The organism is Pseudomonas sp. UBA6276 (assembly GCF_002438365.1).
Classification (GTDB): Bacteria; Pseudomonadota; Gammaproteobacteria; order Pseudomonadales; family Pseudomonadaceae; genus Aquipseudomonas; species Aquipseudomonas coleopterorum.
Genome location: NZ_DJUS01000104.1, coordinates 3,852 through 26,626, shown reverse-complemented (window position 1 = coordinate 26,626; position 22,775 = coordinate 3,852). Strand labels below are relative to the sequence as shown.

Here is a 22,775-nt window from a genome sequence, read left to right as displayed (position 1 = left end):
CACAAGGCACCTTCGCCGAGAATGGCTCGCAGCGCCTGCTCGATCGTCAAGACCAAGCCAACGCATGAGCCTGGTGTTCGAGGTCTCCGATAAAGCCCGGTTTCTCCAGACCGGGCTTTCCGATCCAGCCTGACCTGTCGTTGATGCAACCCCTCGCCCCGCCTTCCTGGTTCGACGCCCAGCCTGTCAATTTGCTAGAGTCCTTCGCTGCCCTTGCATAGAAGCACCGTCGATGTTGCCGCGCGCCGAACAGAAACAGCAGACCCGCCTTGCCCTCCTCGAAGCCACACGCCAATTGATGGCGGCCGGCCGAGGCTTCGGCAGTATCAGCCTGCGCGAAGTCGCCAAGGCTGCCGGTATCGTACCGACCGGCTTCTACCGCCATTTCGACGACATGGACCAGCTCGGTCTGGCCCTGGTCAACGAAGTCGACGCCACGTTCCGCGCCACCCTGCGCCTGGTTCGTCACCATGAAATCGTGGTCGGCGGGCTCACCGCAGCCTCGGTGCGCATCTTTCTCGATGGCGTAGCCGCCAACCGCCCGCAGTTCCTGTTCCTCGCCCGCGAGCAATACGGCGGTTCCCTGCCCGTGCGCCAGGCCATCGCCACCCTGCGCGCAGGCATCAGCGCGGACCTGGCGACAGACCTGGGCTCCATGCCCAAATGGCAGCACCTGGACAGTGCCTCGCTGCAGGTCATGGCCGACCTGGTGGTCAAGGCCGTGTTCGCCACGTTGCCGGAACTGATCGACCCACCGGCACCCGACCTGCCGGCTCACCTGACGCCCGAAGCGAAGATCAGCCAGCAACTGCGCTTCATCTTCATCGGCGCCAAGTACTGGAAAGGGCTCACCCAGTAACCTTCGCGCCCCATACTGGTGCTGGCATATTTTCAAGGCACTGAAGTGGTGCGCGACACCGCCCCTTTTTCTGGCAACAGCCAAGCGCTGGCGTTGATCCACGGGTTGGCAAGACACTTGCTCTGCATTGGCCACTGCCTTCAAAAGGACGCCACCAATGCTGGTTATTCACCGCCGAATCGCGCCTGCGGACCAATGGGCTGCCGAGCTGCACCTGAACTTCGAGGCCCGCAGCAAAAGTCGCCTGCGCTGTTTCAGTGCCGAGGGTGAAGATGTCGGGCTGTTTCTCGAACGCGGCCAGCCTCCCTTGCACGACGGCGAATGCCTGCAGGCCGAAGACGGTCGAGTGGTACGGGTGTGCGCCCGTCCCGAGGAACTGCTGCACGTCACCTGCGCAAGCGCCTTCGAACTGACCCGCGCCGCCTACCACCTGGGCAATCGCCACGTCGCCCTGCAAGTCGGTGACGGCTGGCTGCGTCTGCTTGACGACTACGTGCTCAAGGCCATGCTCGAACAGCTCGGCGCACAGACCCAGACCCTGCTCGCTCCTTTTCAACCCGAGCACGGCGCCTACGGCGGTGGTCACCACCATTCGCGCCACGGCGAAGAAGGCTTCAACTACGCGCCCAAACTGCATCAGTTCGGCGTACGCACGTGAACAACGCCTGGGCCCTGCTGCGCCTGGCCAGCCCACAGTTGCCGATCGGTGGCTACAGCTATTCGCAGGGCCTGGAAATGGCCGTGGAAAACGGCACGGTCAACGATGCACAGAGCGCCCAGCACTGGATCGCCGACCAACTGCTGCTCAACCTGGCGCGTTTCGAAGCGCCCCTGCTGCTCGCTCATTGCATGGCCGCAGCCCAAGACGACTGGGGGCAGCTGCTGGAACTGAGCGCCGAACACCGCGCGAGCCGGGAGACCCGCGAGCTGCAACTGGAGAGTCGGCAGATGGGCTACTCGCTCAAGCAACTCCTGCTCGGACTTGCCGAACTGGATATCCCAGCCCGTCGCTACCTGGCTCAGATCGAAGAACCTCACTTGGCCCTGGGCTGGGCGCTGGCTGCACGGGCCTGGAACATCCCCGCGCAGGACGCGCTGGCCGCCTGGCTGTGGAGCTGGCTGGAGAACCAGCTGGCGGTGCTCATGAAGACCTTGCCCTTGGGCCAGCAGGCCGCCCAGCGGCTCACCACTCAACTGCTACCGACCCTGCAGCTGGCCCAGCGCAATGCCACCGAACTGGATCCTCAACACTACGGCAGTGCCGCCTTCGGCCTGTCCCTGGCGAGCATGGCCCACGAACGCCAGTACAGCCGCCTGTTCCGTTCCTAGGAGAATCACCATGAATACCCAACCCCTGCGTGTCGGTATCGGAGGCCCGGTAGGCTCCGGCAAGACCGCGCTGACCCTGGCCCTGTGCCTGGCCCTGCGCGAGCGCTACAACCTGGCGGTGGTCACCAACGACATCTATACCCGTGAAGATGCCGATTTTCTGGTACGCAATCAGGCGCTCGCCCCCGAACGCATCATCGGCGTGGAAACCGGCGGCTGCCCGCACACCGCCATTCGCGAAGACGCTTCCATCAACCTGGAAGCGGTGGACCAGCTCAATCGGCGTTTTCCGGGCCTGGACCTGATCCTCGTGGAATCGGGTGGCGACAACTTGTCCGCCACGTTCAGCCCGGAGCTTTCGGACCTGACGATCTACGTGATCGATGTGTCCGCTGGCGACAAGCTGCCGCGCAAGGGCGGCCCCGGCATCTGCAAGTCCGACCTGCTGGTGATCAACAAGATCGACCTGGCACCGCTGGTGGGCGCATCACTGGAGATGATGGACGGCGACACCCGGCGCATGCGCGGCGAAAAGCCGTTCGTCTTCAGCAATCAGAAGACCGGCCAGGGCCTAGAGCAGATCATTGCCTTCATCGAGCGCCAGGGCTTGCTCGACGCCGCCTGAGCCGTTGCCACCCTTGCTTTCATTGCAGTGAACACGACGATAAGGAAAACACTCACATGACCTTCAAGACGCTCTTCACCTGTGCAGCCCTGCTGCTGACTCCAGCTGTGGCCTTCGCCCATCCGGGCCATGGCGACAACGGCCTGCTGGCCGGTATCGGCCACCCCCTGGGCGGCCTCGATCATTTGCTGGCCATGCTCGCCGTAGGCCTTTGGGCGGCGCAGCAACAGGGTGCAGCGCGCTGGGCGTTGCCGTGCACCTTCGTCGGCACCATGCTCATCGGTGGCCTGCTGGGCTTTGCCGGCCTGGAACTGCCCGCGCTGGAAAGCGGCATTGCCGCGTCGGTGCTGGCGCTGGGTCTGGCCGTAGCGCTGGCGGTGCGGCCACCGCTGGTCCTGGCCGTGGTCGCCACGGCGCTGTTCGCCCTGTTTCACGGCGTGGCCCACGGCCTTGAGCTGCCGGACATGTCCAGCCCCGTCGCCTATGCGGCCGGCTTCGTCGCCGCCACCGCTGCACTGCATGCAGCCGGTTATGCCGTCGTGCGCTTCCTGCCCAAGGCCGCGGCGCCGCTGGTACGCGTGGCCGGTGCCCTGTCGGCATTGACCGGCGCATGGTTGCTGGCCGGCTGATTGCGGCACGCCCCCCTGCCTGGGGGGCCTTGCTTTAGGAGCCGTGACCGACACCTGCTACCATGTCGCGCAAAACGCCTCCGATGATCCCGCCAATGCCTGACCCATCGCTGCACGCCGCCCTGGCGGCCACTCAAGCGCACTTTCGCGAAACCGTCCTGCCATTGTGGCAAGGCGCCGGCTTCAACACCCAACTGGGCCTGCCGTTCGAAGCGGTGAACGCCACTGGCCAGCCGTTGCCGGCGCAGCGCTATCGCGCCATGGCGTGCGCTCGTCAGCTGTATGTGTTTTCCAGTCTTATCGACCAGCCCGGTGCCCGCGAACACGCCGCCACCCTGTTCCGCTCCCTGCAACGGCATTTCCACGATGCCGAGCACGGCGGCTGGTTCTACAGCATCGACGCGCAAGGTGCACCGCTGGATCGGCGCAAGGACCTGTACACCCACGCCTTCATCGTCTTCGCCTGTGCCCACTACTGGGAAAAGGTACGCGAGCCGCTGGTGGAGTCGGTGCTCAACGCCGCCCTGGAAGTGATCGCCACCCGGTTTTCCACAGGTGACGGCCTCTACGAGGCCCTGCTCGACGAAGACTGGAACGATCAGGGTGCAGGCCCTTTGCAGAACCCCTTGATGCATCTGGCAGAAGCCTTTCTGGCCACCCTGACCGTGCGTGACGATAAGCCTACCCAGGCGGCGCTGCTGGCCCTGTGCGAGGCCATGCAGGCGCGTTTCGTGGAACCCGAACACGGCATCATGCTGGAGAAGCCGCGCGGTGCTGTGGATAACTGGTTCGAACCGGGCCATCAGTTCGAGTGGCTGTTTCTCGTGCAGACCTCACCGCTGCTGCGCGGCAGCGCCCTGCACCGCTCTCTGCAGCGCGCCTTCGCTTATGCACAAGGCACCGGCGTGCAGGATGGGGTGGTGATGGCGATGCTCAAGCTCGACGGCGAGGTCCTCGACGCCACTCAACGCATCTGGGCGCAGGCGGAGTACCTGCGGGCCCTGACGCTGCAGCCTGATGCCGATGTCGGCGCGCAGTTGCAGGTCTTGCGCGAGCGCTTCCTGCACGGCGCCGGCTGGCACGAGTGCCGCGATGGCGAGGGGATGGTCAGCCGTACCGACATGCCATCGACCACCCCCTACCACCTGCTGACCTGCTACCAGGGGCTGCAGGCGTTCGTCTGATCCCTGGCTCGATCAGGCCTTGCCGGGACGCTCGACCGCAAAGCCGGCCCACGATTGCGTGACCGGCATGACTTCCAGGCTGTTGATGTTGATGTGAGGCGGCTGGGTCAGAATCCAGTAGATGGTTTCGGCGATGTCCTGCGGCTGGATCGGGTTGGCGCCTGCATAGGTGGCATCGTAGCGCGCCTGGTCACCGCCGAAGCGCACCAGCGAGAATTCGCTTTCGCACATGCCCGGTTCCAGGTTGGTAACACGCACGCCGGTACCTTGCAGGTCACAGCGCAGGTTCAACGAGAACTGCCCGACAAAGGCTTTGGTGCCCCCGTACACGTGGCTGCCGGGATAGGGGTAATTGCCGGCCACAGAGCCCAGGTTGACGATCGTTGCACCCTTGCCGTGGGCGATCAGGCGCGGCAGCAGCAACCGCGTGGCGTAGATCAGGCCTTTGATGTTGGTATCGACCATAGTGTCCCAATCGTCCAAGTCGCACTTGGGCGCAGGGTCTGCGCCCAATGCCAGACCTGCGTTGTTGACCAGCCCACTGATGCTGGCGAACTCCTCGGGCAACCCGGCAATCGCCGCCTCCATCGCCTTGCGGTCACGCACGTCGAGCACCAGCGGGAGCACGCGCGTCTTCGCCGACAGCTCTTCGCTCAACGCGGTCAGACGCTCTTCGCGGCGGCCGGTCAGAATCAACGACCAGCCGGCCTCGGCGAAACGCCGCGCGCAGGCTTCGCCGAATCCGGACGTGGCGCCAGTGATGAATACCGTGGAAGTCATGCGGTTCTCCTGAGGGTGTGGCTGCGGCGCATGGGCGCGTCAGGCTCAAGCCGTGGCCACCGAGAATGGGGCTTTGCAGAATGCCCGGCCAATGGGCCGTATGCAACTGATCAATAATCGACCACCCACGCCAAACCCGCAGGGTTAAAGGCTCGCGGACGGTTACCAGCATGTTATCCACAAGCGGTTCCACTGAGACTGGGGGCAATTGTCGTTGCCGGGACTGCCTCACTCCGAAGGCCGAACAGACGCCGTTAGAACTTTTTGGCTTGACCGGCAAGGGCTATTGCGCATGCCTGCTTCGCCCGTGGTTGGCAGGGGAAATACGACCAAAGGCGCAACGCCAATGAATACGCCCCTTTTCGAGGTATTTCCAAGGCTTGTTCACAGAGTTATCCACAGGATGTTGTACTGCTGTCACTCTGGTTGGCACGGTGGATAAAACAGTTGACAAAGCTACCTGTCGATCCCCATCAAACCCCTGTACGTTTTTTGATCAGAAGCCTGCAGGCTCCGATTCTCGTGGGCTGCAGCGTGATACCACCAAGTTGTCCACAACCGGTTCCACAGCAATTGGGGACAAGCGTGGATTGTGGCATTCCGATGACTGACAGTGGTTTTATGTCGCATGCGCGCGCTGCGCCGGATTTGTTTTCCACAATTGCGCGAACCCACGAAAAACGCCCCGGACGGGGCGTTCTGCGGCGCTGGAGCTCGGTATCAGTGGCCGCCCAGGTAGGCGTTGCGCACCTCGTCGTTGCTGAGCAGCTCACGGCCCGTTCCGGTCAGACGGATCTCGCCATTGACCATTACATAGGCACGGTCCGAAAGCCTGAGCGCGTGGTTGGCATTCTGCTCGACCAGGAAGATGGTCATCCCGCTCTGCGCCAGTTCGCGCAGGGTCGAGAAGATCTGCTTGACCACGATCGGGGCCAAACCCAACGACGGCTCGTCGAGCAACAACAGCTTGGGCCGACTCATCAATGCCCGGGCGATGGCAAGCATCTGCTGCTCACCACCGGACATGGTCATGGCGCGCTGGTTGCGCCGCTCCTTCAGCCGGGGAAACAGCTCGAACATGCGCTGCATGTCTTCGCTCGAGTGCTTGTCGCCGATGGGGATGGTACCCATCATCAGGTTCTCTTCCACCGACATGTCGGGAAAGACCCGGCGGCCTTCCGGCGACTGGGCGATGCCGTTGGAGGCAATGTAGTGGGACGACTTCTGGGTGATGTCGGTGCCACGGTAGATGATCTGCCCGGCACTGGCGCGCGGCTGACCGAAAATCGACATCAACAGCGTCGACTTGCCCGCACCGTTGGAACCGATCAGGCTCACCGTCTCGCCCTCGTCGATGTGCAGCGAGACCTTCTTCAGCGCCTGGATCGGACCGTAGTGAACGTCGATCTCCTTCAATTCGAGGATGGGCGTACTCATACCAGCTCCTCCTCTTCGGCGCCCAGGTAGGCCGCGATGACCTTGGGGTCGCTGCGGATCTCTTCCGGTTTGCCCTTGGCGATCACGTTGCCGTGGTCCAGCACCACGATGTCGTCGGAAATGCTCATTACCATGCCCATGTCGTGCTCGATCAGCACCACCGTCATATCGTGTTCGTCACGCAGCAGGCGGATCATGCCGCTCAGTGCTTCGGTTTCCTGGGGATTGAGGCCCGCCGCCGGTTCGTCCAGACAGATCACCTGGGGCCGAGTGCACATCGCCCGGGCAATCTCCAGGCGTCGTTGCTGGCCATAGGAAAGCTCGCCGGCCAGACGGTTGGCACAGTTCACCAGGTCCACAACTTCCAGCCAGTAGAACGCGGTCTTGATGGCGTCCTCTTCGGCCTTGCGATAACCACGGGTGTTGAGGATGCCCGCCAGCATGTTGCGGTTGACCCACATGTGCTGGGCCACCAGCAGGTTTTCCAGCACCGACATTTCCTTGAACAGGCGAATGTTCTGGAAGGTACGGGCCAGGCCTGCGCGGTTCACCAGGTGGGTACCGCCGAACATCTTGTACCAGACACGACTGGCGAAGCTGCGCGGCGAGACGAAGTCCGCGGCCTGGAACGGCTCGCCCAGCAGCTTGATGACGTTGGTCTTCTGGCCGCGGGCATTAAGCTCGATGCGCCCGCCAGTGGCTTTGTAGAACCCGGTCAGGCAGTTGAACACCGTGGTCTTGCCGGCACCGTTGGGGCCGATCAGGGCAAAGATCGAATTGCGCCTGACCTGCAGGCTGACATCGCTCAAGGCCTTGATGCCACCGAAATGCATCATCAGCTTCTCGACCGACAGAATGACTTCGTTACTCATGGCGTAGTCCCCTTGGCATCGATCAATGCACCTTTCACCGGCTTGATGCCGGTACGGCTGATACGGATCAAACCCCGTGGCCGCCAGATCATCATCAGCACCATCAATACGCCAAACAGCAATACCCGGTACTCGGAGAAACTGCGCAGCAACTCCGGCGCCACGGTCAGCACGAACGCGGCAATCACCACGCCAACGGTCGAGCCCATGCCGCCGAGCACCACGATGGCCAGGATCAGCGCCGACTCGAAGAAGGTGAACGAGGTGGGGTTGACGAAGCCCTGATAACTGGCGAAGAACACCCCGGCCAGACCTGCGGTGGAGGCACCGATGGTGAACGCCGAGAGCTTGACCAGCACATGGTTCAGGCCCATCGAGCGGCAGGCGATCTCGTCTTCGCGCAGCGCTTCCCAGGCACGCCCTACCGGCATGCGCGTGAGTCGATGCTTGATGTACAGAACGGCCAATACCACCAGGAACAGCACCGCGTAGATGAACACGAATTTCAGGTCGGGGTTGTATTCGAAACCGAAGTACTCATGGATCGGCACCCCGCCGTCACGGGCGCGACGGCCGAACTCCAGACCGAAGAAGGTAGGCGACGGCACGGGAACGCCGTTCGGTCCGCCGGTGAACGACAACCAGTTGTTGAGCACCAGGCGAATGATCTCGCCGAAGCCCAGGGTCACGATGGCCAGGTAATCGCCGTGCATGCGCAACACCGGGAACCCCAGAATGCACCCCGCCAGCGCCGCGGCGATCGCGGCCAGCGGCAGCGCCGACCAGAAGCCCAGCCCCAGGTACTGGTAGCCCAGCGCCAGGCCGTAGGCGCCAATGGCGTAGAACGCCACGTAGCCCAGGTCGAGCAGACCGGCCAGGCCGACCACGATGTTCAGGCCCAGGCCGAGCAGTACATAGATCAGCCCGAGAATGACCACCGTGAGGATGTACTTGTTGGCGAAGATCGGGAACACGATGGCAATCACGATCAGCGCCGGAATGATGAAGCGCAGCCGCGACTTGTAGTCCGGCGGCAGCACGTGCACACCGGAGCCCGAACTCTCGAAGCTCTGGGAGATGGCCAGCCCCCGGGGTGTCTGCAGGAACAGGCTGAGCAGGAAGCGCCCGGCCATCACTGCCGCCACCAGCCACGCCACGCGGGCCGGTTGCAGGTTGAAGCTGTAGCCGTCGAGCACGATGCCGACGATGGGGCCGAACACGATCAGCGCCAGCAAGCCGGCAATGACCATGTCGACCAGGCTTTTCTTGATATCGACAGGTTTGGCAGTAGGTGCGGACATACTTATACCTTCGCCACGAGTGGGCGACCCAGCAGGCCTTGGGGACGGAAGATCAGGATCAGCACCAGCAGGCCGAAACTGAACACATCCTTGTAGTCGGAGTTGATCAAACCGGAGAACTGCGATTCGGCAACCCCCAGGATCAGGCCACCGAGCATCGCACCGGGCAACGAGCCGATGCCGCCCAGTACCGCTGCAGTGAACGCCTTGATGCCGATGATGAAGCCGGCATAGAAGTCGAACGTGCCGTAGTTCATGGTGATCAACACACCGGCCAGGGCCGCCATGGCAGCGCCAATGATGAACACGTAGGAGATCACCCGGTCGGTGTTGATGCCCAGGATGGAGGCCATCTTGCGGTCCTGCTGGGTCGCGCGGCACATGCGCCCCAGCTTGGTGAACTTGATGATGTAGGTCAGCACGCCCATGCCCACGAAGGCGGCGATGAGGATGAAGATCTTGGTGTAGGTGATCTGTACGAAACCAGTACCCACTTCGAAGCGCCAGGCGCCTTCGAGCAGCGTCGGTACGCCTTGTTGACGAGCCCCCTGGCTGATCTGCGCGTAGTTCTGCAGGATCAGCGATATACCGATGGCGCTGATCAGCGGCGCCAGGCGGGTCGAGTTGCGCAGCGGCTTGTAGGCCACGCGCTCGATCACGAAACCGTACACACCGGTCACCACGATGGTGAACACCAGCGTACCGAGAATCAGGAACGGAAAGGATTCGAGGCCGAAGAACGACAGCACGGCCAGGCCGATGGCCGCCAGGTAGGCGCTGATCATGTACACGTCGCCGTGGGCGAAGTTGATCATGCCGATGATGCCGTAGACCATGGTGTAGCCAATGGCGATCAAGCCGTACACCGACCCGAGGGTCAGTCCGTTGATCATTTGTTGCAGGAAGATACCGTCCATCATGCACTCTCACGAACGTCTGGAACCGCGCACCGCGCGGGGTGCGGGCAACCCTGAAGGCGCCCGCCACCCGTCAGGCGGTATGGAGGGAAACGGGGGCCACCGCAGGGGCGGCCCCGGCTGGCGTGCGCCAGCGCAAACGTCCTACTTCTGCTGTTCCAGCTGCTTGTACTTGCCTTCGGCGTTCCACTGGTAGACCACGTAGTCGGACACTTTCAGGTCGCCCTTGGTGTCCCAGGCCTTCTCGCCCATGACGGTCTTGACCGGGTTGGCCTTGAGCCACTTGGCAGCGTCCTCGCCCTTGTTCGACTTGGCGCCGTTGAAGCCTGCGGCCAGCGTCTGCAGCGAGGCGTAGGCGTACAGGGTGTAGCCTTCAGGCTCGTAGCCGGACTTGCGGAACTCGTCGACTACGGCCTTGCTGTCGGGCAGCGCGCGCGGATCGGCGCCGAAGGTCATGTACACACCGTCGACGTATTGCGCGCCGCCGGCGGTGGTGACCAGTTCGTCGGTGACGATGCCGTCATCGGACATGAACCTGACGTCCTTGAGGCCTTGCTCGCGCATCTGCCGAACCAGAGGACCGGCTTCGGGATGCAGGCCGCCGAAATACACCACGTCGGCGCCGGTGGAGCGGATCTTGGTGACCAGGGCGCTGAAATCCTTCTCGCCGCGGGTCAGGCCTTCTTCCAGCACGGGTTTGACACCCCGTGCGGTCAACTGCTTGGCAGTCGCATCGGCCAGGCCTTTACCGTAGGTGTCCTTGTCGTTGATGACCGCGACTTTCTTGCCCTTGAGCACGTCGACGATGTAGTTGCCGGCGACGACGCCCTGCTGGTCGTCACGACCGCACATGCGCAGGATGGTGTCCAGGCCGCGCTCGGTCACCTGCGGGTTGGTCGAACCAGGCGTGATCATGACGATACCGCCATCGGCGTAGATTTCCGACGCCGGAATGGTGGAAGACGAACAGAAGTGACCGACAACGCCGATCACACCATCCTGCTCCAGCTTGTTGGCCACCGCCACCGCCTGCTTGGGCTCGCAGGCATCATCGCCGGCCACCAGCACGATCTTCTCCCCGTTCACGCCACCGGCCTTGTTGATGGCGTCCGCTGCCGCTTGTGCACCCTTCATGTACTGCTCGCCGAACGATGCGTTGGCACCGGTCATTGGCCCTGCTACACCGATCTTGACGTCGGCTTGAACAATCGACGAAGCGCCCAGCGCAGTTGCCACTGCGAGAGCCAGAAAACCTTTCCTGTAGAACGTCTGCGACATGAGTGGTGCTCCTGAATTTTTTTGGTTGGCACTACAACTTCAGCGCCAACCTCCGAGCAAGCGCCGTGCCAGCGCATTTACCCGCACTGAACAGTTTTTGCTTTCCCAGGGATCGCGCAGCGCCGGGACCATTTTCTACAGGTCGTGCAACCCTCTGGCACGGGCTCGGTGACACCCATAAACAGCAGCGGTACAACCCGAGCGTGCCATCATTGCAACCAGCCGTTGTGCGCGTGGGCAACCATGCTGTAACAGCCGACGTAACCGAAGTGCACACTGTCGGTGCATTACTGCTACACCGCGCACCACAGGGTGCTCCTGCCATCTCCGGACCAGGCGACGTTGTACCTGCCCCAGGAGCCATTCGACAGGCACTGGCAGCAGGCCGCGCCGGACATCGCACGGTCGCATCCACCCCTGTCTCAAAAAGCTGGCAGAATGTGCTCTTACTGTGCGCCACCGCTGTTCCAAATGAGGCACGCGGTTCTGGAGACCCTGATGAGCGAGAGCGTATTCGCCGATCGCATCGTGCAAAACCTGCTCGACACCGATCTGTACAAGTTGAGCATGATGCAGGCTGTGCTCCACAACTATCCCAACGTCGATGTCGAGTGGGAGTTTCGTTGTCGCAACGGGGAAGACCTGCGGCCCTACCTGAATGACATTCGCGAACAGCTCGAACAGCTGTCCGAATTGAGCCTGGGCCCGGATCAGTTGAGCTTTCTGGAAGGCATCAATTTCATGAAGCCGGACTTTCTGCGCTTCCTGGGCCTGTTCCGCTTCAATCTGCGCTACCTGAGCATCGGCATCGAGAACGATCAGCTGTTCATCCGCCTGCGCGGGCCGTGGCTGCATGTGATCCTGTTCGAAGTGCCGTTGCTGGCAACGGTGAGCGAGGTGCGCAACCGCATTTGCTATCCCGATGTGCTGCTCAGCCAGCCGCGGGAAAAGCTCTACCGCAAGTTCGAATGGCTGCAGGCCAATGCCAGCAGCGAAGAATTGGCGGAGTTGCAGGTGGCCGACTTCGGCACCCGTCGGCGTTTCTCCTACAAGGTGCAGGAGGAAGTGGTCACGGTGCTCAAGCACGAGTTTCCGGGGCGTTTCGTCGGCACCAGCAACATGCACCTGGCCCGCCAGCTAGACCTCAAGCCGCTGGGGACCATGGCCCATGAGTGGATCATGGCCCATCAGCAGCTGGGGCCGCGGCTGATCGACAGTCAGATCGCCGCACTCGATTGCTGGGTGCGTGAATACCGCGGTCTGTTGGGCATCGCCCTCACCGACTGCATTACCATGGACGCGTTTCTCGGGGATTTCGACCTGTACTTCGCCAAGCTCTTCGATGGCCTGCGTCACGATTCGGGCGACCCGGTGGTGTGGGCGGAAAAAGCCATTGCCCACTACCGCAAGCTGGGCATCGACCCGATGACCAAGACCCTGGTGTTTTCCGATGGGCTGAACCTGCCCAAGTCGCTGGAGATATTTCGCGCCCTGCGCGGGCGCATCAATGTGAGCTTCGGCATTGGCACCAATCTGACCTGCGACATCCCGGGCGTGGAGCCGATGAACATCGTGCTGAAGATGACCGACTGCAACGGCCAGCCAGTGGCGAAGATTTCCGACGAAGCCGCCAAGACCCAATGCCGCGACCCCAATTTCGTCGCCTACCTGCGCCACGTGTTCAAGGTGCCCGACGCACCAGGAACCACCCCCCTGTAGCAGCGGCGCGAGCCGCGTCAAGGACGACGCGGTAGATCACGCTGATTCAGATACCGTCGACGCGGCTCGCGCCGNNCGCCGCTGCTACAGGGATTGCGCAGGCGTCAGGCATTGCCTCAATCGACCAGGGTCACCGCCCCTTTCATCATGGCCAAATGACCTGGGAACGAGCAGAAGAACAGGTACTTCTGTTCGGCCGACAGCTTCGATACATCGAACGACACCGAGTCCTTCTCCCCGGCACCGATGACCTTGGTGTACGCGATCACGCGCTCGTCGCCTTTCTTCAGGTAGCTGTTGTCGATACCGGCACTCATGCCGTCCATGGCGATGCCACGTGCATCCTCTTCCTTGCTCAACACCCAGTTATGCCCCATGACTTCCTTGGGCAGGCTGCCGGAGTGGGTCAGGTTGACCGTGAAGGTCTTGCAGCTCTTGCTGATCTCGATGGCCTTGGTGCCGAAGGTCATCTGGTCGGTCGAATCGACGGTGGTTGAACACTCGGCCGCCAGCAACTGACCACTGGCCAACGCGAGCACCGATACCGCTACAGCTTTTGCGAACATGTGAGTCTCCAGGCAGGGGGAAAGGCTACGGCGGCCATCATTTCATGATTGACCGTACACTGCAGCTATCTGCCAGCACTCAGACATTCGCTGTAAAGATTCGGCTCACGCCATCGGCAGGACGGTCACACGTACCTCGGGATCGTGCCCGCCTCCGCCTAGAATCACCCCGCGCAGCGGCGACACATCGCTGAAATCACGGCCCCAGGCCAGGGTGATGTGTTCCAGGCCCGGCTGGACATTGTTGGTCGGGTCGAAGTCGACCCAACCCAGCACCGGACAGAACACCGACACCCAGGCGTGCGAGGCATCTGCTCCGATCATCCGCGGTTGCCCTGGCGGCGGCTGGGTTAGCAGGTAACCGCTGACGTAGCGCGCCGCCAGGCCGCGCGAGCGCAGGCAGGCCAGCATCAGGTGCGCGAAGTCCTGACACACGCCACGGCGGTTTTCCAGGACCTCGACCAGCGGGGTTGCCACCTGGGTGGCCGTGGCATCGAAGGTGAACTCGCCGAAGATCTTCTGCATCAACGCCTGCGCGCCCTCCAGCATCGGCCGGCCAGGCGGAAAGCAGCTCGCGGAGAAGGCCACGAAGCTCTTCTTCAGGCGCACGTAAGGGGATTCGAAGCGGTAGCGACAGGCTTGCAGCACATCCGCCCCCACGGCCCGGCCGCTGTAGCACAGGGCATCACGGGTGAGCTCCCAGCTCGGCGAGAGGGCAAACTCCAGCGGCGTGCGCGGCAGCACCTCGACATGCAGCCGGGCCCCAACCTTGAGCTCGTCATGGGGACGTTCGAAGGCCAACCGCGTCAGCGGGTTGCCGAACACGTCGAGTTCGTCGGTGCGCCGGGTCGGCTCGGGACTGATCGCCAGCGTCTGCTGGTGACAGCGCTGCCAGGCACAGGGCCTGGGCCACAGGTGCGCCAGCTGCTTAGCCAGCGAAACCGGACTGTCGTAGCAGTAACGGGTGTCGTGGACGATCTGGTAATGCGCGCTCATCACACCGACACCGTTTGCTGGCTGACATCATCGACATGGACGAAATGGCGCAACGCCAGACGGTCCGAGACCTGCACGCTGACGCTGGCGATGTCCTCGAGCAAACCGCGCAGGCCATCGAGCACGTCGCGCACGCTGGCCTCACCGAACAGTGCGTTTTCCAGAGTGCCCAGATCGAAGCGGGCAACGCGTTCGATGAGCGGCTCCAAGGCGCGATCCGCGGGCATGTCGAATTCGTCGCTCAGACGGCGCACGGCGCGCGCCACCAACTTGAGCTGGAACAGCACGGCATGAGGGTTCTGTGCGTCGAGCAGGAGCAGATCGAGCACCGGGATCAACTGCGGCACGGCCAGGTAGCGCGAGCGATAGGTAATGCTGCTGTTGCCCAGTTCGAGCAGCCAGTCCAGGCCCGCCTGATCGTCCACCGCATCGCCGGCGATGAACGCCGACAGGCCGTTGCTGAGGAACTGCAGGCGTTCGATACGCCGTCCGATCATCAGGAAACGCCAGCCTTCGTCACGGGTCATGTCATCCAGGGCGAAGCCGGACAACGCGGCCAGGTTCATCACCAGCCGGTTGAGAAAATCGAACAGTTCACCCAGGTCCGGCACTTCGGCGTCCAGGGCCAGAGACTCGCGCTGCAACTCGCCCAGCGCCTGCCAGTTTTCTCGCGACAGCTTGCCGCGCACCTGAAACGCTGCCCACTGCAGACGCTGCAGGTTGGCGCGCAGGCTGAACGCCCAGTCTTCACCGCGCAGCGCCATCAACAGGCGCTCGCGCAGCTCGCCCTCTTCGGGCAGCAGGTTGAGCTTCTCGGCCAGGTCGACCGCAGCCTGCAACGCCTGGGGATCGTCGCCATCCAGGTAGCGGCCAAGAATGATCCGCAGCAGTCGCGCGTTACCGTCGCAACGCTCACAGTAACGACCGAACCAGAACAGGTTTTCCACCACCCGCGACGGCAGGTAGGGATCCATGCGCACTAGGTCGTGAGCACCAATGGTCCGCTGCGCGCGCCACTGCTCGCCGACCGGCGCGTGCTCGCCCAGCACCCAGGTGTCCTTGCTGGCACCGCCATGCTGCATCGACACCACGTCGGCATCGGCGTCCGTCGCCACGCGGGTCAGGCCACCCGGCAAGACGCGGTAGCCGTCGTCGGCGGCGACGGCGAACACGCGCATGCCGATCGCCCGCGGTTGCAGGTCGTTGCCCTGGCAATGCCAGACCGGCGCCTGGGACAGCTGGGCCATTTCCTGAGCCACGTAGGCATAGGGCCGCGCCTGAATGCGCTCGGTCAACGCCTGGCGCTGCGCCTCGTTCAGATCCCGGCCGAACACCGGGCCAAAATTCTGCGAGGGAAACGCTGGCTTGATCACCAACTCGTCGAGTCGCTCGAGGGCCTGTGCCAGCACTGGTGGCTCGCCGCACCACCAGGTGGCGATCGAAGGCAGGATCAAGCGTTCACCGAACAGGCGCTCGCAGATCCTGGGCAGAAAGCCCAGCAACCCGGGCGATTCGAGCACGCCGCTGCCCAAGGCATTGGCCACCATCACATTGCCCTGGCGCACCGCGTCCAGCAGACCGGGCACGCCCAGGGCCGAGTCGGTGCGCAATTCCAGTGGATCGCAGAAATCGTCGTCCAGCCGCCGCATGATCGCGTGCACCCGGCGCAGGCCGCTCAAGGTCTTCAGGTACACCGTGGCTTCGCGCACGGTCAGGTCACTGCCCTCGACCAGCGGATAGCCCAGCTGCCGCGCCAGGTACAGATGCTCGAAGTAGCTCTCGTTGAAACGTCCCGGTGTCAGCAGCACTACCAGGGGTGCTTCGTGGCCGCTGGGTGCCAGGCGGCTCATGGTGTCCTGCACGGTCCGGAAGAAACCGGCCATGTGCTCGACCTTGAGGTCGCGATACAGCTCGGGGAAGGTCCGCGACAGGCTCATGCGGTTTTCCAACGCATAGCCGGCGCCGGAAGGCGCCTGGGTGCGGTCGGCGGTGACCCACCAGCGTCCATCGGGCGTGCGAGCCAGGTCCGCGGCATACAGGTGCAGGAACGTACCCAGCGAGGGCTGCACGCCTTGGCACGGCCACAGGTAGTTGTTGTGCCCGAAGATCAGCTCGGCGGGCAACAGGCCCTCGGCGATGAGCGTCTGCGGACCGTAGACGTCGGCCAGCACGGCATTGAGCAGGCGTGCCCGCTGGGCGATGCCGGCGGCCACCTGACGCCACTCGTGGGCAGGAATGATGTGCGGCAGCAGGTCCAGCTCCCACGGCCGATCGGCACCCTTGGGGTCGGCATAGACGTTGTAAGTGACGCCGTTTTCCTGAATCTGCCGCGTCAACGAGGCCTGGCGCTGCGACAACTGGCCGGGGGCGCTGCGCTGCAGTTGCTCGAACATGCGCCGCCAGTGCGGCCGCACGCCGCCATCGGCTTCGAGCATTTCATGATAGGACCCGCCGGACAGCGAGTATCGGTCAAGCAGGTCAGACATGGCGAAGCTCGGAAGCAGCGTTTAAAGGAACGATTATCGCAGCCTGAACGGTGCACGGATACCGCCCAGGGGTCGCACTTCACCTTATGGGCGGCGGCGCATGTCCAGGGTCATCGGCCAGTCATCGTCGACCTTGAGCGGTGGCAGCACCAGTGGGCCAGGGCTATGGCCAATGCGGAAGAAACGCGCCAGGCGCCTGCTCTGCGCTTCGTTGGCATTCACCGGAAGGCTTTGGTAATTGCGGCCACCAGGATGAGCCGCGTGGTATTGGCACCCGCCCAGCGAGCGCTGCGTCCAGGTATCGACGATGTCGAAGGTCAGGGGCACATCGGGCTGGCCAGTGGCATGCTCGTCATGAACGGGCTGCCAGGCGCGGTAGCGCACTCCGGCAACGAACTCGCCTGCACGCCCGGTCGCGGTCAGCGGCAAGGGACGACCATTGACGGCCAGTCGGTAACGATCCGACAGCCAGCCATTGACCCGCACCTGCAGACGTTCCCGCGCGCCACTGGCACTGCCGCGCGCAGGGCCGGGCTCCAGCGCGTGGCGCAATTCCAGTTCGATGCCGGCCACCGCGTAGTCACCGATCATGGGAAAGCGAAATGCCTGTTGCGCAGCGAACCACCCGCTGTCTATCCCGTAGCCCGCCGCGTTGAGATCGTCGATCACCTCGGCGAAATCGCGCTCGATGAAATACGGCAGCATGAAGCGGTCGTGCAGTTGCGTACCCCAGCGGGTCAACCGGACCGGTGCGTAGGGCGTGCGCCAGAAACGTGCCACCAGGCAGCGCAGCAGCAATTGCAAAGCCAGGTTCATGCGCGCATGGGGCGGCATTTCAAGCCCCTGCAGCCGCAGCAGTCCCTGGCGTTCGCTGGGGCCCTCACCCTCCAATCTGACGATGCAGAACTGTGCACGGCGGGGGTCGCCGGCGACATCCACCAGCAGAGGGCGCAAAAGGCGGTCGATCAACCCTGGCGGGCATGGCGTACCGGGTTCGGGCAACTGCGCCAGGGCGATTTCCAGCTCGTACAGTGCATCGCCACGGGTCTCGTCCACTCGCGGGATTGGCCAATCCGAGCCGCTGAACAGATAGGTCAGCGCCGGGTGGTCATGCCAGTAGCCGATCAGGCTGCGCAGCAGGTCGGGCCGACGCAGGAACGGTGAATCCTCTGCAGTCTCGCCACCGAGCAGCAGCGCATTGTCCGCACCGGTCCCCACTTGCCGGCCGTCGACCCTGAACCGCTGGGTCTCCAGGCCGCTCTGCCGGGCCTGCTCATACAAGTGATCGATCTGCTCGACCGACTGCGCCCAACTCGTCGACGACGGCAGGTCGACCTTGAACACGCCTGGCGTCGAAGCGCTTTCGAACCGGCTTGGAGGCGGATCGTTTTTCGCGTCCAACTGCCCGTCACCCGCGCCTTGGATGGCCACGAAGGTCGGCTCGCTACCGATGTTCAGGCGCACATCCAACGCTTGCAGATCGGCATCGAGCCGCTGCCCCAACGCCTGCATGTCCGCCCATTGCAGCTCGCTGACTGGCCAGGTGACACGCGGCGTCTGCCAGATGCGCTGCACCGACATCCGGTGCGAAAACGTCACCTCGCACGGCTCCACTCGCCCGCTGATGGGCGCTGCCGACGAGGGCTCGGGGCTGCACGCCAAAGGGATATGGCCCTCGCCTGCGAACAAGCCGGAGGTGGCGTCCAGACCAATCCAGCCAGCACCAGGCAGGTACACCTCGCACCAGGCATGCAGGTCGGTGAAGTCGACCTCGGTCCCGGACGGGCCGTCCAGCGCCTGCTCGTCGGCCACCAGTTGGATCAGGTAGCCGGACACGAAGCGCGCCGCAATCCCCAACCGGCGCATCAGCTGCACCAGCAGCCAGGCAGAGTCACGGCACGACCCCGCGCCGGTCATCAGGGTGTGCTCGGGCGTCTGCACGCCTGGCTCCATGCGCAGCAGGTAGCGAATGTCCTGGCTGAGCTGCTGATTGAGCCTGACCAGGAAGTCGATACTGGGGATTGGCGTGCGGTCGATGCCGTTCAGGTACGCTTCGAACCGGGGCGTCAGGGCCAGGGTTTCCAGGTAGGGGGCCAGCTCGTGCTGCTCTTCATGGGTGTAGGCAAAGGGGATGCGCTGCGCGTGCGGTTCGAGAAAGAAATCGAAGGGATTGAACACCGCGATCTCGGCAACCAGATCCACCTCGATGCGCAACTGCGTAGCCTTTTCCGGAAACACCAGACGGGCCAGGTAGTTGCCCTGCGGGTCCTGTTGCCAATTGATGAAATGCTGCGCTGGCAAGACCTTCAGTGCATAGGAAAGCACGCGCGTACGGCTGTGCGGCGCCGGGCGCAGACGCACCACTTGAGGGCCGATCTCGATTTCACGGTCATAGCGGTAATGGGTGACGTGGTTCAGTGCGACATGAATCGACACGGCGTGCCTCCTGCGAGCCTGGAACGTGAGCAGCGCAAGACTCATGCCATACGGCCACAGCGGCCTTGGAGCGAGTCTGCGATGAAGGCTGGCTGCAAAAGAGTGCCGGGGCCTGGGCGCTGTATCAGCGTCGCATACATTGAGCGTGCCGTCTTGCGATAAACATGTATCGCGGCGCTGCGCTCCAGCGCCATTACTTTGCGGGCTCACCTCTTCAGAGACACCCGTATGACAATCGACGAACGCACCACCGAACACGAACCACTGCCGACCCCTGAAGCCGCTCGGCAAGAACCGCAGTTCGATACCCGCGACACCTGGCAGGCCTACCAACGAGAACATTACAAATGGCGAACCGGGCTGAGCACCGTCAACGACGCCGATATCCCCGCCGATGAGGGCGAACCGCCCGCGCCAGGCTTTGCCGATATCGTTCTGGAAGTGGCGCTCGGCATCCTCGGCTCGGGGCCTGGCGGTCAAGTGGGGCGAGTAACGACACGGCCCGCGGCATCTCGCCCGCCATTGCGGCCCACCTCCCTGCGACCGACCCTCACACCCAAACCACCGGCCACGGCGATCAAACCGTCAGCGACGAGCAGCGGATTCAAGACCAGCCAAAAACTGGCGAGTGCAATTGCCCGCCTGCGCAACGGCGCGCGCCTTCGGGCCAATGGCGACCTTGCCAATCAGGCCATCGCCAACCGTGCACCTCGCGAGCCTCATGCTGGAGCAACCGAGCTGTCGTTTCTCGAAGGCCTGTTGCAGCAGCGCGCCAACAGCAACGCCAGAGGTCCCGGGCAACTGCACTCAGTGGCTGAAATCCAGGCCCTGGACTTCGAAGTGCCGCAGCGGGTCTACCGTGGTCACATCGGCAACACCATTGAAAGCGCCGCAGTCAACGGGCTGGAGCGCGCGCCCGGCGGCAACCTGCAGGGCGATGACTATCTTGCGGCGATCATCATGCACACCGCTCGCCAGGGTGGGAGCAATGGAGAGGTGCTGTCGCTGAGCGCGCAGCGGGCCATCGCCAGTAAATTCGCCAAGGGCCGTGGTGCTCCTGTGTTCGAAATAGACACCACCCAGGACCCGACAGCCTTTCGCACCATCAACGATATTCTGCTGGCCGACTCGCAGCGGCTGATAGAAGCCAGAAAGGTGACACGCGCCACGGTGCTCAAGGCCATCGACAACATAGCCGTGCACCGCGAGTTCGAGGTTTTCTACGTACACGGGGACATTCCAGCCGGCTTCCTGGTGCCTTGAGAACGCCTTTCGGCGATCTCACCCGGCATCCAGGGCCATCTGCTATCTCAGCGTGGTAGCACCGGCTGGCGCGTCGGCTTCTTCTTGCCCTTGCCCGGCTTGGCTGCCTGCTGACGGTCCTTGGCGGCCTGCTTGCTGCGGGCTTCGGCGGCGGCCTTGGCCTGCTCGCGCTTGTCCCACGGCTTGGAGCCATCGCTGGCGCGCGGCGGCAAACCGGTGTGCTGGGTCAGGATGCGCGTTTCCTTGGCCACCTTGTGGCTGCCCGCAGGCGTGGAGTTCTTGCGCCGTGCGCTCTGGTAGGTGTCGGTAGCCGGCTGGTGCAACGGAATCAGCTGGTTTTTCCCTGGCCCGATCAGGTCGGCACGGCCCATGCGCTCCAGCGCCTCGCGCAGCATCGGCCAGCCCTTGGGATCGTGATAGCGCAGGAACGCCTTGTGCAGACGGCGCTGCTCCTCGCTCTTGACGATGGTCAGGTTGTCGCTCTTGTAGGTGACCTTGCGCAGCGGGTTCTTGCCCGAGTGGTACATGGCAGTCGCCGACGCCATTGGCGAGGGGTAGAACGCCTGCACCTGGTCGGCGCGGAAACCGTTGCCCTTGAGCCACAGCGCCAGGTTCATCATGTCTTCATCAGTGGTGCCCGGGTGGGCAGCGATGAAGTACGGGATCAGGTACTGCTCCTTGCCCGCCTCTTTCGAGTACTTCTCGAACATGCGCTTGAACCGATCATAAGAGCCGATGCCCGGCTTCATCATCTGGTTCAGCGGACCTTCCTCGGTATGCTCCGGGGCGATCTTCAGATAGCCGCCGACATGGTGCGTCACCAGCTCCTTCACGTACTCCGGCGACTCGACAGCCAGGTCATAGCGCAGGCCCGAGGCGATGAGGATCTTCTTCACGCCCGGCAGTGCCCGCGCGCTGCGGTACAGCTGGATCAAGGATGAGTGATCGGTATTGAGGTTCGGGCAGATACCCGGGAACACACACGACGGCTTGCGGCACGCGGATTCGATCTCCGGGCTCTTGCAGGCGATGCGGTACATGTTCGCGGTCGGCCCGCCCAGGTCGGAGATCACCCCGGTGAAGCCCGGCACCTTGTCGCGGATCTCTTCGATCTCGCGAATGATCGATTCTTCGGAACGGTTCTGGATGATCCGCCCTTCGTGCTCGGTGATCGAGCAGAAGGTACAGCCACCGAAGCAGCCACGCATGATGTTCACCGAGAAGCGAATCATGTCGTAGGCCGGGATCTTCTGATTGCCGTACGCCGGGTGCGGGACCCGGGCATAGGGCATGCCGAACACGTAGTCCATTTCCTCGGTGGTCATGGGAATGGGCGGCGGGTTGAACCACACGTCCACTTCGCCATGACGCTGCACCAGTGCGCGGGCATTACCAGGATTGGTTTCCAAATGCAGCACGCGGTTGGCGTGGGCATACAGCACGGCATCGCCACGCACTTTCTCGAAGGACGGCAGACGGATGACCGTCTTGTCCCGCGTCATCCGTGGGCTGGCGAGGATCTGCACCACCTTGGCTTCGTTGGGGTCCTCGACATTGCCCTTTTCCTGCTCGATAGCGCAGGCCTGGGTGTCCTGGGTGTTCACGTACGGGTTGATGATCTTGTCGACCTTGCCCGGCCGGTCGATACGGGTCGAGTCGACTTCGTACCAATCCTTGGGCGTATCGCGGCGAATGAACGCGGTGCCGCGGATATCGGTGATCTCTTCGATCTTCTGGCCATAGGAAAGCCGCTGGGCCACTTCGACGATGGCGCGTTCGGCGTTGCCGTACAGCAGAATGTCGGCGCAGGCGTCGATCAGGATCGAATGACGGACCTTGTCCTGCCAGTAGTCGTAGTGCGCAATCCGGCGCAGCGACGCCTCGATCCCACCCAGCACGATCGGCACGTGCTTGTAGGCTTCCTTGCATCGCTGGCTGTACACCAGGCTGGCGCGATCAGGGCGCGAGCCGGCCAGGCCGCCGGGCGTGTAGGCGTCGTCGGAGCGCACCTTCTTGTCGGCGGTGTAGCGGTTGATCATCGAGTCCATGTTGCCGGCCGCGACACCGAAGAACAGGTTCGGCTCGCCCAGCTTCATGA

General features: G+C 63.3%; 19 protein-coding genes. 8 read left to right on the top strand and 11 right to left on the bottom strand.

Going from position 1 to position 22,775, the window contains the following annotated elements:
* The first annotated feature begins 232 nt into the window (after positions 1-232).
* The 6 genes from B2V21_RS11870 (at position 233) to B2V21_RS11845 (ending at position 4,626) form a co-directional block, all read left to right on the top strand.
* A complete protein-coding gene (locus B2V21_RS11870; RefSeq protein ID WP_049862007.1) occupies positions 233-859 on the top strand; it encodes a TetR family transcriptional regulator in 627 nt (208 codons plus the stop codon).
* 157 nt (positions 860-1,016) lie between these two features.
* The gene (gene ureE / locus B2V21_RS11865) at positions 1,017-1,517 is read left to right on the top strand and encodes an urease accessory protein UreE (RefSeq protein ID WP_049862008.1); all 501 of its coding nucleotides are present in this window, start codon (positions 1,017-1,019) and stop codon (positions 1,515-1,517) included.
* On the top strand, positions 1,514-2,188 hold the full coding sequence (locus tag B2V21_RS11860) for an urease accessory protein UreF (RefSeq protein WP_049862009.1): 675 nt from the start codon (positions 1,514-1,516) through the stop codon (positions 2,186-2,188). Before ureE ends, B2V21_RS11860 begins: the two co-directional genes overlap by 4 nt.
* Before the next feature lie 10 nt (positions 2,189-2,198).
* A complete protein-coding gene (gene ureG, locus B2V21_RS11855; RefSeq protein ID WP_049862010.1) occupies positions 2,199-2,813 on the top strand; it encodes an urease accessory protein UreG in 615 nt (204 codons plus the stop codon).
* A gap of 56 nt (positions 2,814-2,869) precedes the next feature.
* On the top strand, positions 2,870-3,442 hold the full coding sequence (locus tag B2V21_RS11850; protein WP_134722975.1) for a HupE/UreJ family protein: 573 nt from the start codon (positions 2,870-2,872) through the stop codon (positions 3,440-3,442).
* A 95-nt stretch (positions 3,443-3,537) separates the two neighbouring features.
* Positions 3,538-4,626 (top strand): AGE family epimerase/isomerase, encoded by a 1,089-nt coding sequence (locus B2V21_RS11845; protein WP_286916943.1) that lies wholly within the window; start codon positions 3,538-3,540, stop codon positions 4,624-4,626.
* 12 nt (positions 4,627-4,638) lie between these two features.
* Here B2V21_RS11845 and B2V21_RS11840 read toward each other — a convergent pair whose 3' ends face one another.
* The 6 genes from B2V21_RS11840 to B2V21_RS11815 form a co-directional block, all read right to left on the bottom strand.
* Entirely contained in the window at positions 4,639-5,406 is a 768-nt protein-coding gene (locus B2V21_RS11840) for an SDR family oxidoreductase (protein WP_049862013.1), read from the bottom strand.
* A 720-nt stretch (positions 5,407-6,126) separates the two neighbouring features.
* Entirely contained in the window at positions 6,127-6,843 is a 717-nt protein-coding gene (locus tag B2V21_RS11835) for an ABC transporter ATP-binding protein (RefSeq protein ID WP_049862014.1), read from the bottom strand.
* A complete protein-coding gene (locus tag B2V21_RS11830; protein WP_049862015.1) occupies positions 6,840-7,715 on the bottom strand; it encodes an ABC transporter ATP-binding protein in 876 nt (291 codons plus the stop codon). The genes B2V21_RS11835 and B2V21_RS11830 overlap by 4 nt, the downstream gene beginning before the upstream one ends.
* Positions 7,712-9,016: a high-affinity branched-chain amino acid ABC transporter permease LivM gene (gene livM, locus B2V21_RS11825; RefSeq protein ID WP_049862016.1), complete on the bottom strand. Its 1,305-nt coding sequence runs from the start codon at positions 9,014-9,016 to the stop codon at positions 7,712-7,714. Before livM ends, B2V21_RS11830 begins: the two co-directional genes overlap by 4 nt.
* Positions 9,017-9,018: 2 nt before the next feature.
* Positions 9,019-9,933 carry an ABC transporter permease subunit gene (locus B2V21_RS11820; protein ID WP_049862098.1) on the bottom strand — a complete coding sequence of 305 codons (915 nt, stop codon included), beginning with the start codon at positions 9,931-9,933 and terminating at the stop codon, positions 9,019-9,021.
* 144 nt (positions 9,934-10,077) lie between these two features.
* Positions 10,078-11,211, bottom strand: a complete 1,134-nt coding sequence (locus B2V21_RS11815; RefSeq protein WP_049862017.1) for a branched-chain amino acid ABC transporter substrate-binding protein — start codon at positions 11,209-11,211, stop codon at positions 10,078-10,080.
* Positions 11,212-11,709: 498 nt separating this feature from the next.
* Between B2V21_RS11815 and pncB the strand changes: the two genes are divergently transcribed.
* Positions 11,710-12,930 (top strand): nicotinate phosphoribosyltransferase, encoded by a 1,221-nt coding sequence (gene pncB / locus B2V21_RS11810; RefSeq protein ID WP_286916942.1) that lies wholly within the window; start codon positions 11,710-11,712, stop codon positions 12,928-12,930.
* A gap of 116 nt (positions 12,931-13,046) precedes the next feature.
* On the opposite strand, the gene azu is transcribed toward pncB, so the two are convergent.
* From azu to B2V21_RS11790, 4 genes are all read right to left on the bottom strand, one after another.
* Positions 13,047-13,496 carry an azurin gene (gene azu, locus B2V21_RS11805; RefSeq protein WP_049862019.1) on the bottom strand — a complete coding sequence of 150 codons (450 nt, stop codon included), beginning with the start codon at positions 13,494-13,496 and terminating at the stop codon, positions 13,047-13,049.
* A 105-nt stretch (positions 13,497-13,601) separates the two neighbouring features.
* Complete coding sequence (locus B2V21_RS11800) at positions 13,602-14,492, bottom strand: transglutaminase family protein (RefSeq protein WP_056844363.1); 891 nt, start codon at positions 14,490-14,492, stop codon at positions 13,602-13,604.
* The gene (locus tag B2V21_RS11795; protein ID WP_286916941.1) at positions 14,492-16,978 is read right to left on the bottom strand and encodes a circularly permuted type 2 ATP-grasp protein; all 2,487 of its coding nucleotides are present in this window, start codon (positions 16,976-16,978) and stop codon (positions 14,492-14,494) included. The genes B2V21_RS11800 and B2V21_RS11795 overlap by 1 nt, the downstream gene beginning before the upstream one ends.
* 84 nt (positions 16,979-17,062) lie before the next feature.
* Positions 17,063-19,414 (bottom strand): transglutaminase family protein, encoded by a 2,352-nt coding sequence (locus B2V21_RS11790; protein WP_286916940.1) that lies wholly within the window; start codon positions 19,412-19,414, stop codon positions 17,063-17,065.
* Positions 19,415-19,642: 228 nt separating this feature from the next.
* On the opposite strand from B2V21_RS11790, the gene B2V21_RS11785 reads away from it, so the two are divergent.
* Positions 19,643-20,677 carry a hypothetical protein gene (locus B2V21_RS11785; RefSeq protein WP_056844366.1) on the top strand — a complete coding sequence of 345 codons (1,035 nt, stop codon included), beginning with the start codon at positions 19,643-19,645 and terminating at the stop codon, positions 20,675-20,677.
* 47 nt (positions 20,678-20,724) lie between these two features.
* Here B2V21_RS11785 and B2V21_RS11780 read toward each other — a convergent pair.
* A partial coding sequence (locus tag B2V21_RS11780) for a YgiQ family radical SAM protein (RefSeq protein ID WP_286916939.1) occupies positions 20,725-22,775 on the bottom strand: 2,051 nt, incomplete at its 5' end.

Coding starts and splice junctions, on each gene's coding strand:
- B2V21_RS11870 (WP_049862007.1), top strand. CDS start 233: ATGTTGCCGCGCGCCGAACAGAAACAGCAGACCCGCCTTGCCCTCCTC.
- ureE (WP_049862008.1), top strand. CDS start 1,017: ATGCTGGTTATTCACCGCCGAATCGCGCCTGCGGACCAATGGGCTGCC.
- ureG (WP_049862010.1), top strand. CDS start 2,199: ATGAATACCCAACCCCTGCGTGTCGGTATCGGAGGCCCGGTAGGCTCC.
- B2V21_RS11850 (WP_134722975.1), top strand. CDS start 2,870: ATGACCTTCAAGACGCTCTTCACCTGTGCAGCCCTGCTGCTGACTCCA.
- B2V21_RS11845 (WP_286916943.1), top strand. CDS start 3,538: ATGCCTGACCCATCGCTGCACGCCGCCCTGGCGGCCACTCAAGCGCAC.
- B2V21_RS11840 (WP_049862013.1), bottom strand. CDS start 5,406: ATGACTTCCACGGTATTCATCACTGGCGCCACGTCCGGATTCGGCGAA.
- B2V21_RS11835 (WP_049862014.1), bottom strand. CDS start 6,843: ATGAGTACGCCCATCCTCGAATTGAAGGAGATCGACGTTCACTACGGT.
- B2V21_RS11830 (WP_049862015.1), bottom strand. CDS start 7,715: ATGAGTAACGAAGTCATTCTGTCGGTCGAGAAGCTGATGATGCATTTC.
- livM (WP_049862016.1), bottom strand. CDS start 9,016: ATGTCCGCACCTACTGCCAAACCTGTCGATATCAAGAAAAGCCTGGTC.
- B2V21_RS11820 (WP_049862098.1), bottom strand. CDS start 9,933: ATGGACGGTATCTTCCTGCAACAAATGATCAACGGACTGACCCTCGGG.
- B2V21_RS11815 (WP_049862017.1), bottom strand. CDS start 11,211: ATGTCGCAGACGTTCTACAGGAAAGGTTTTCTGGCTCTCGCAGTGGCA.
- pncB (WP_286916942.1), top strand. CDS start 11,710: ATGAGCGAGAGCGTATTCGCCGATCGCATCGTGCAAAACCTGCTCGAC.
- azu (WP_049862019.1), bottom strand. CDS start 13,496: ATGTTCGCAAAAGCTGTAGCGGTATCGGTGCTCGCGTTGGCCAGTGGT.
- B2V21_RS11800 (WP_056844363.1), bottom strand. CDS start 14,492: ATGAGCGCGCATTACCAGATCGTCCACGACACCCGTTACTGCTACGAC.
- B2V21_RS11795 (WP_286916941.1), bottom strand. CDS start 16,978: ATGTCTGACCTGCTTGACCGATACTCGCTGTCCGGCGGGTCCTATCAT.
- B2V21_RS11785 (WP_056844366.1), top strand. CDS start 19,643: ATGACAATCGACGAACGCACCACCGAACACGAACCACTGCCGACCCCT.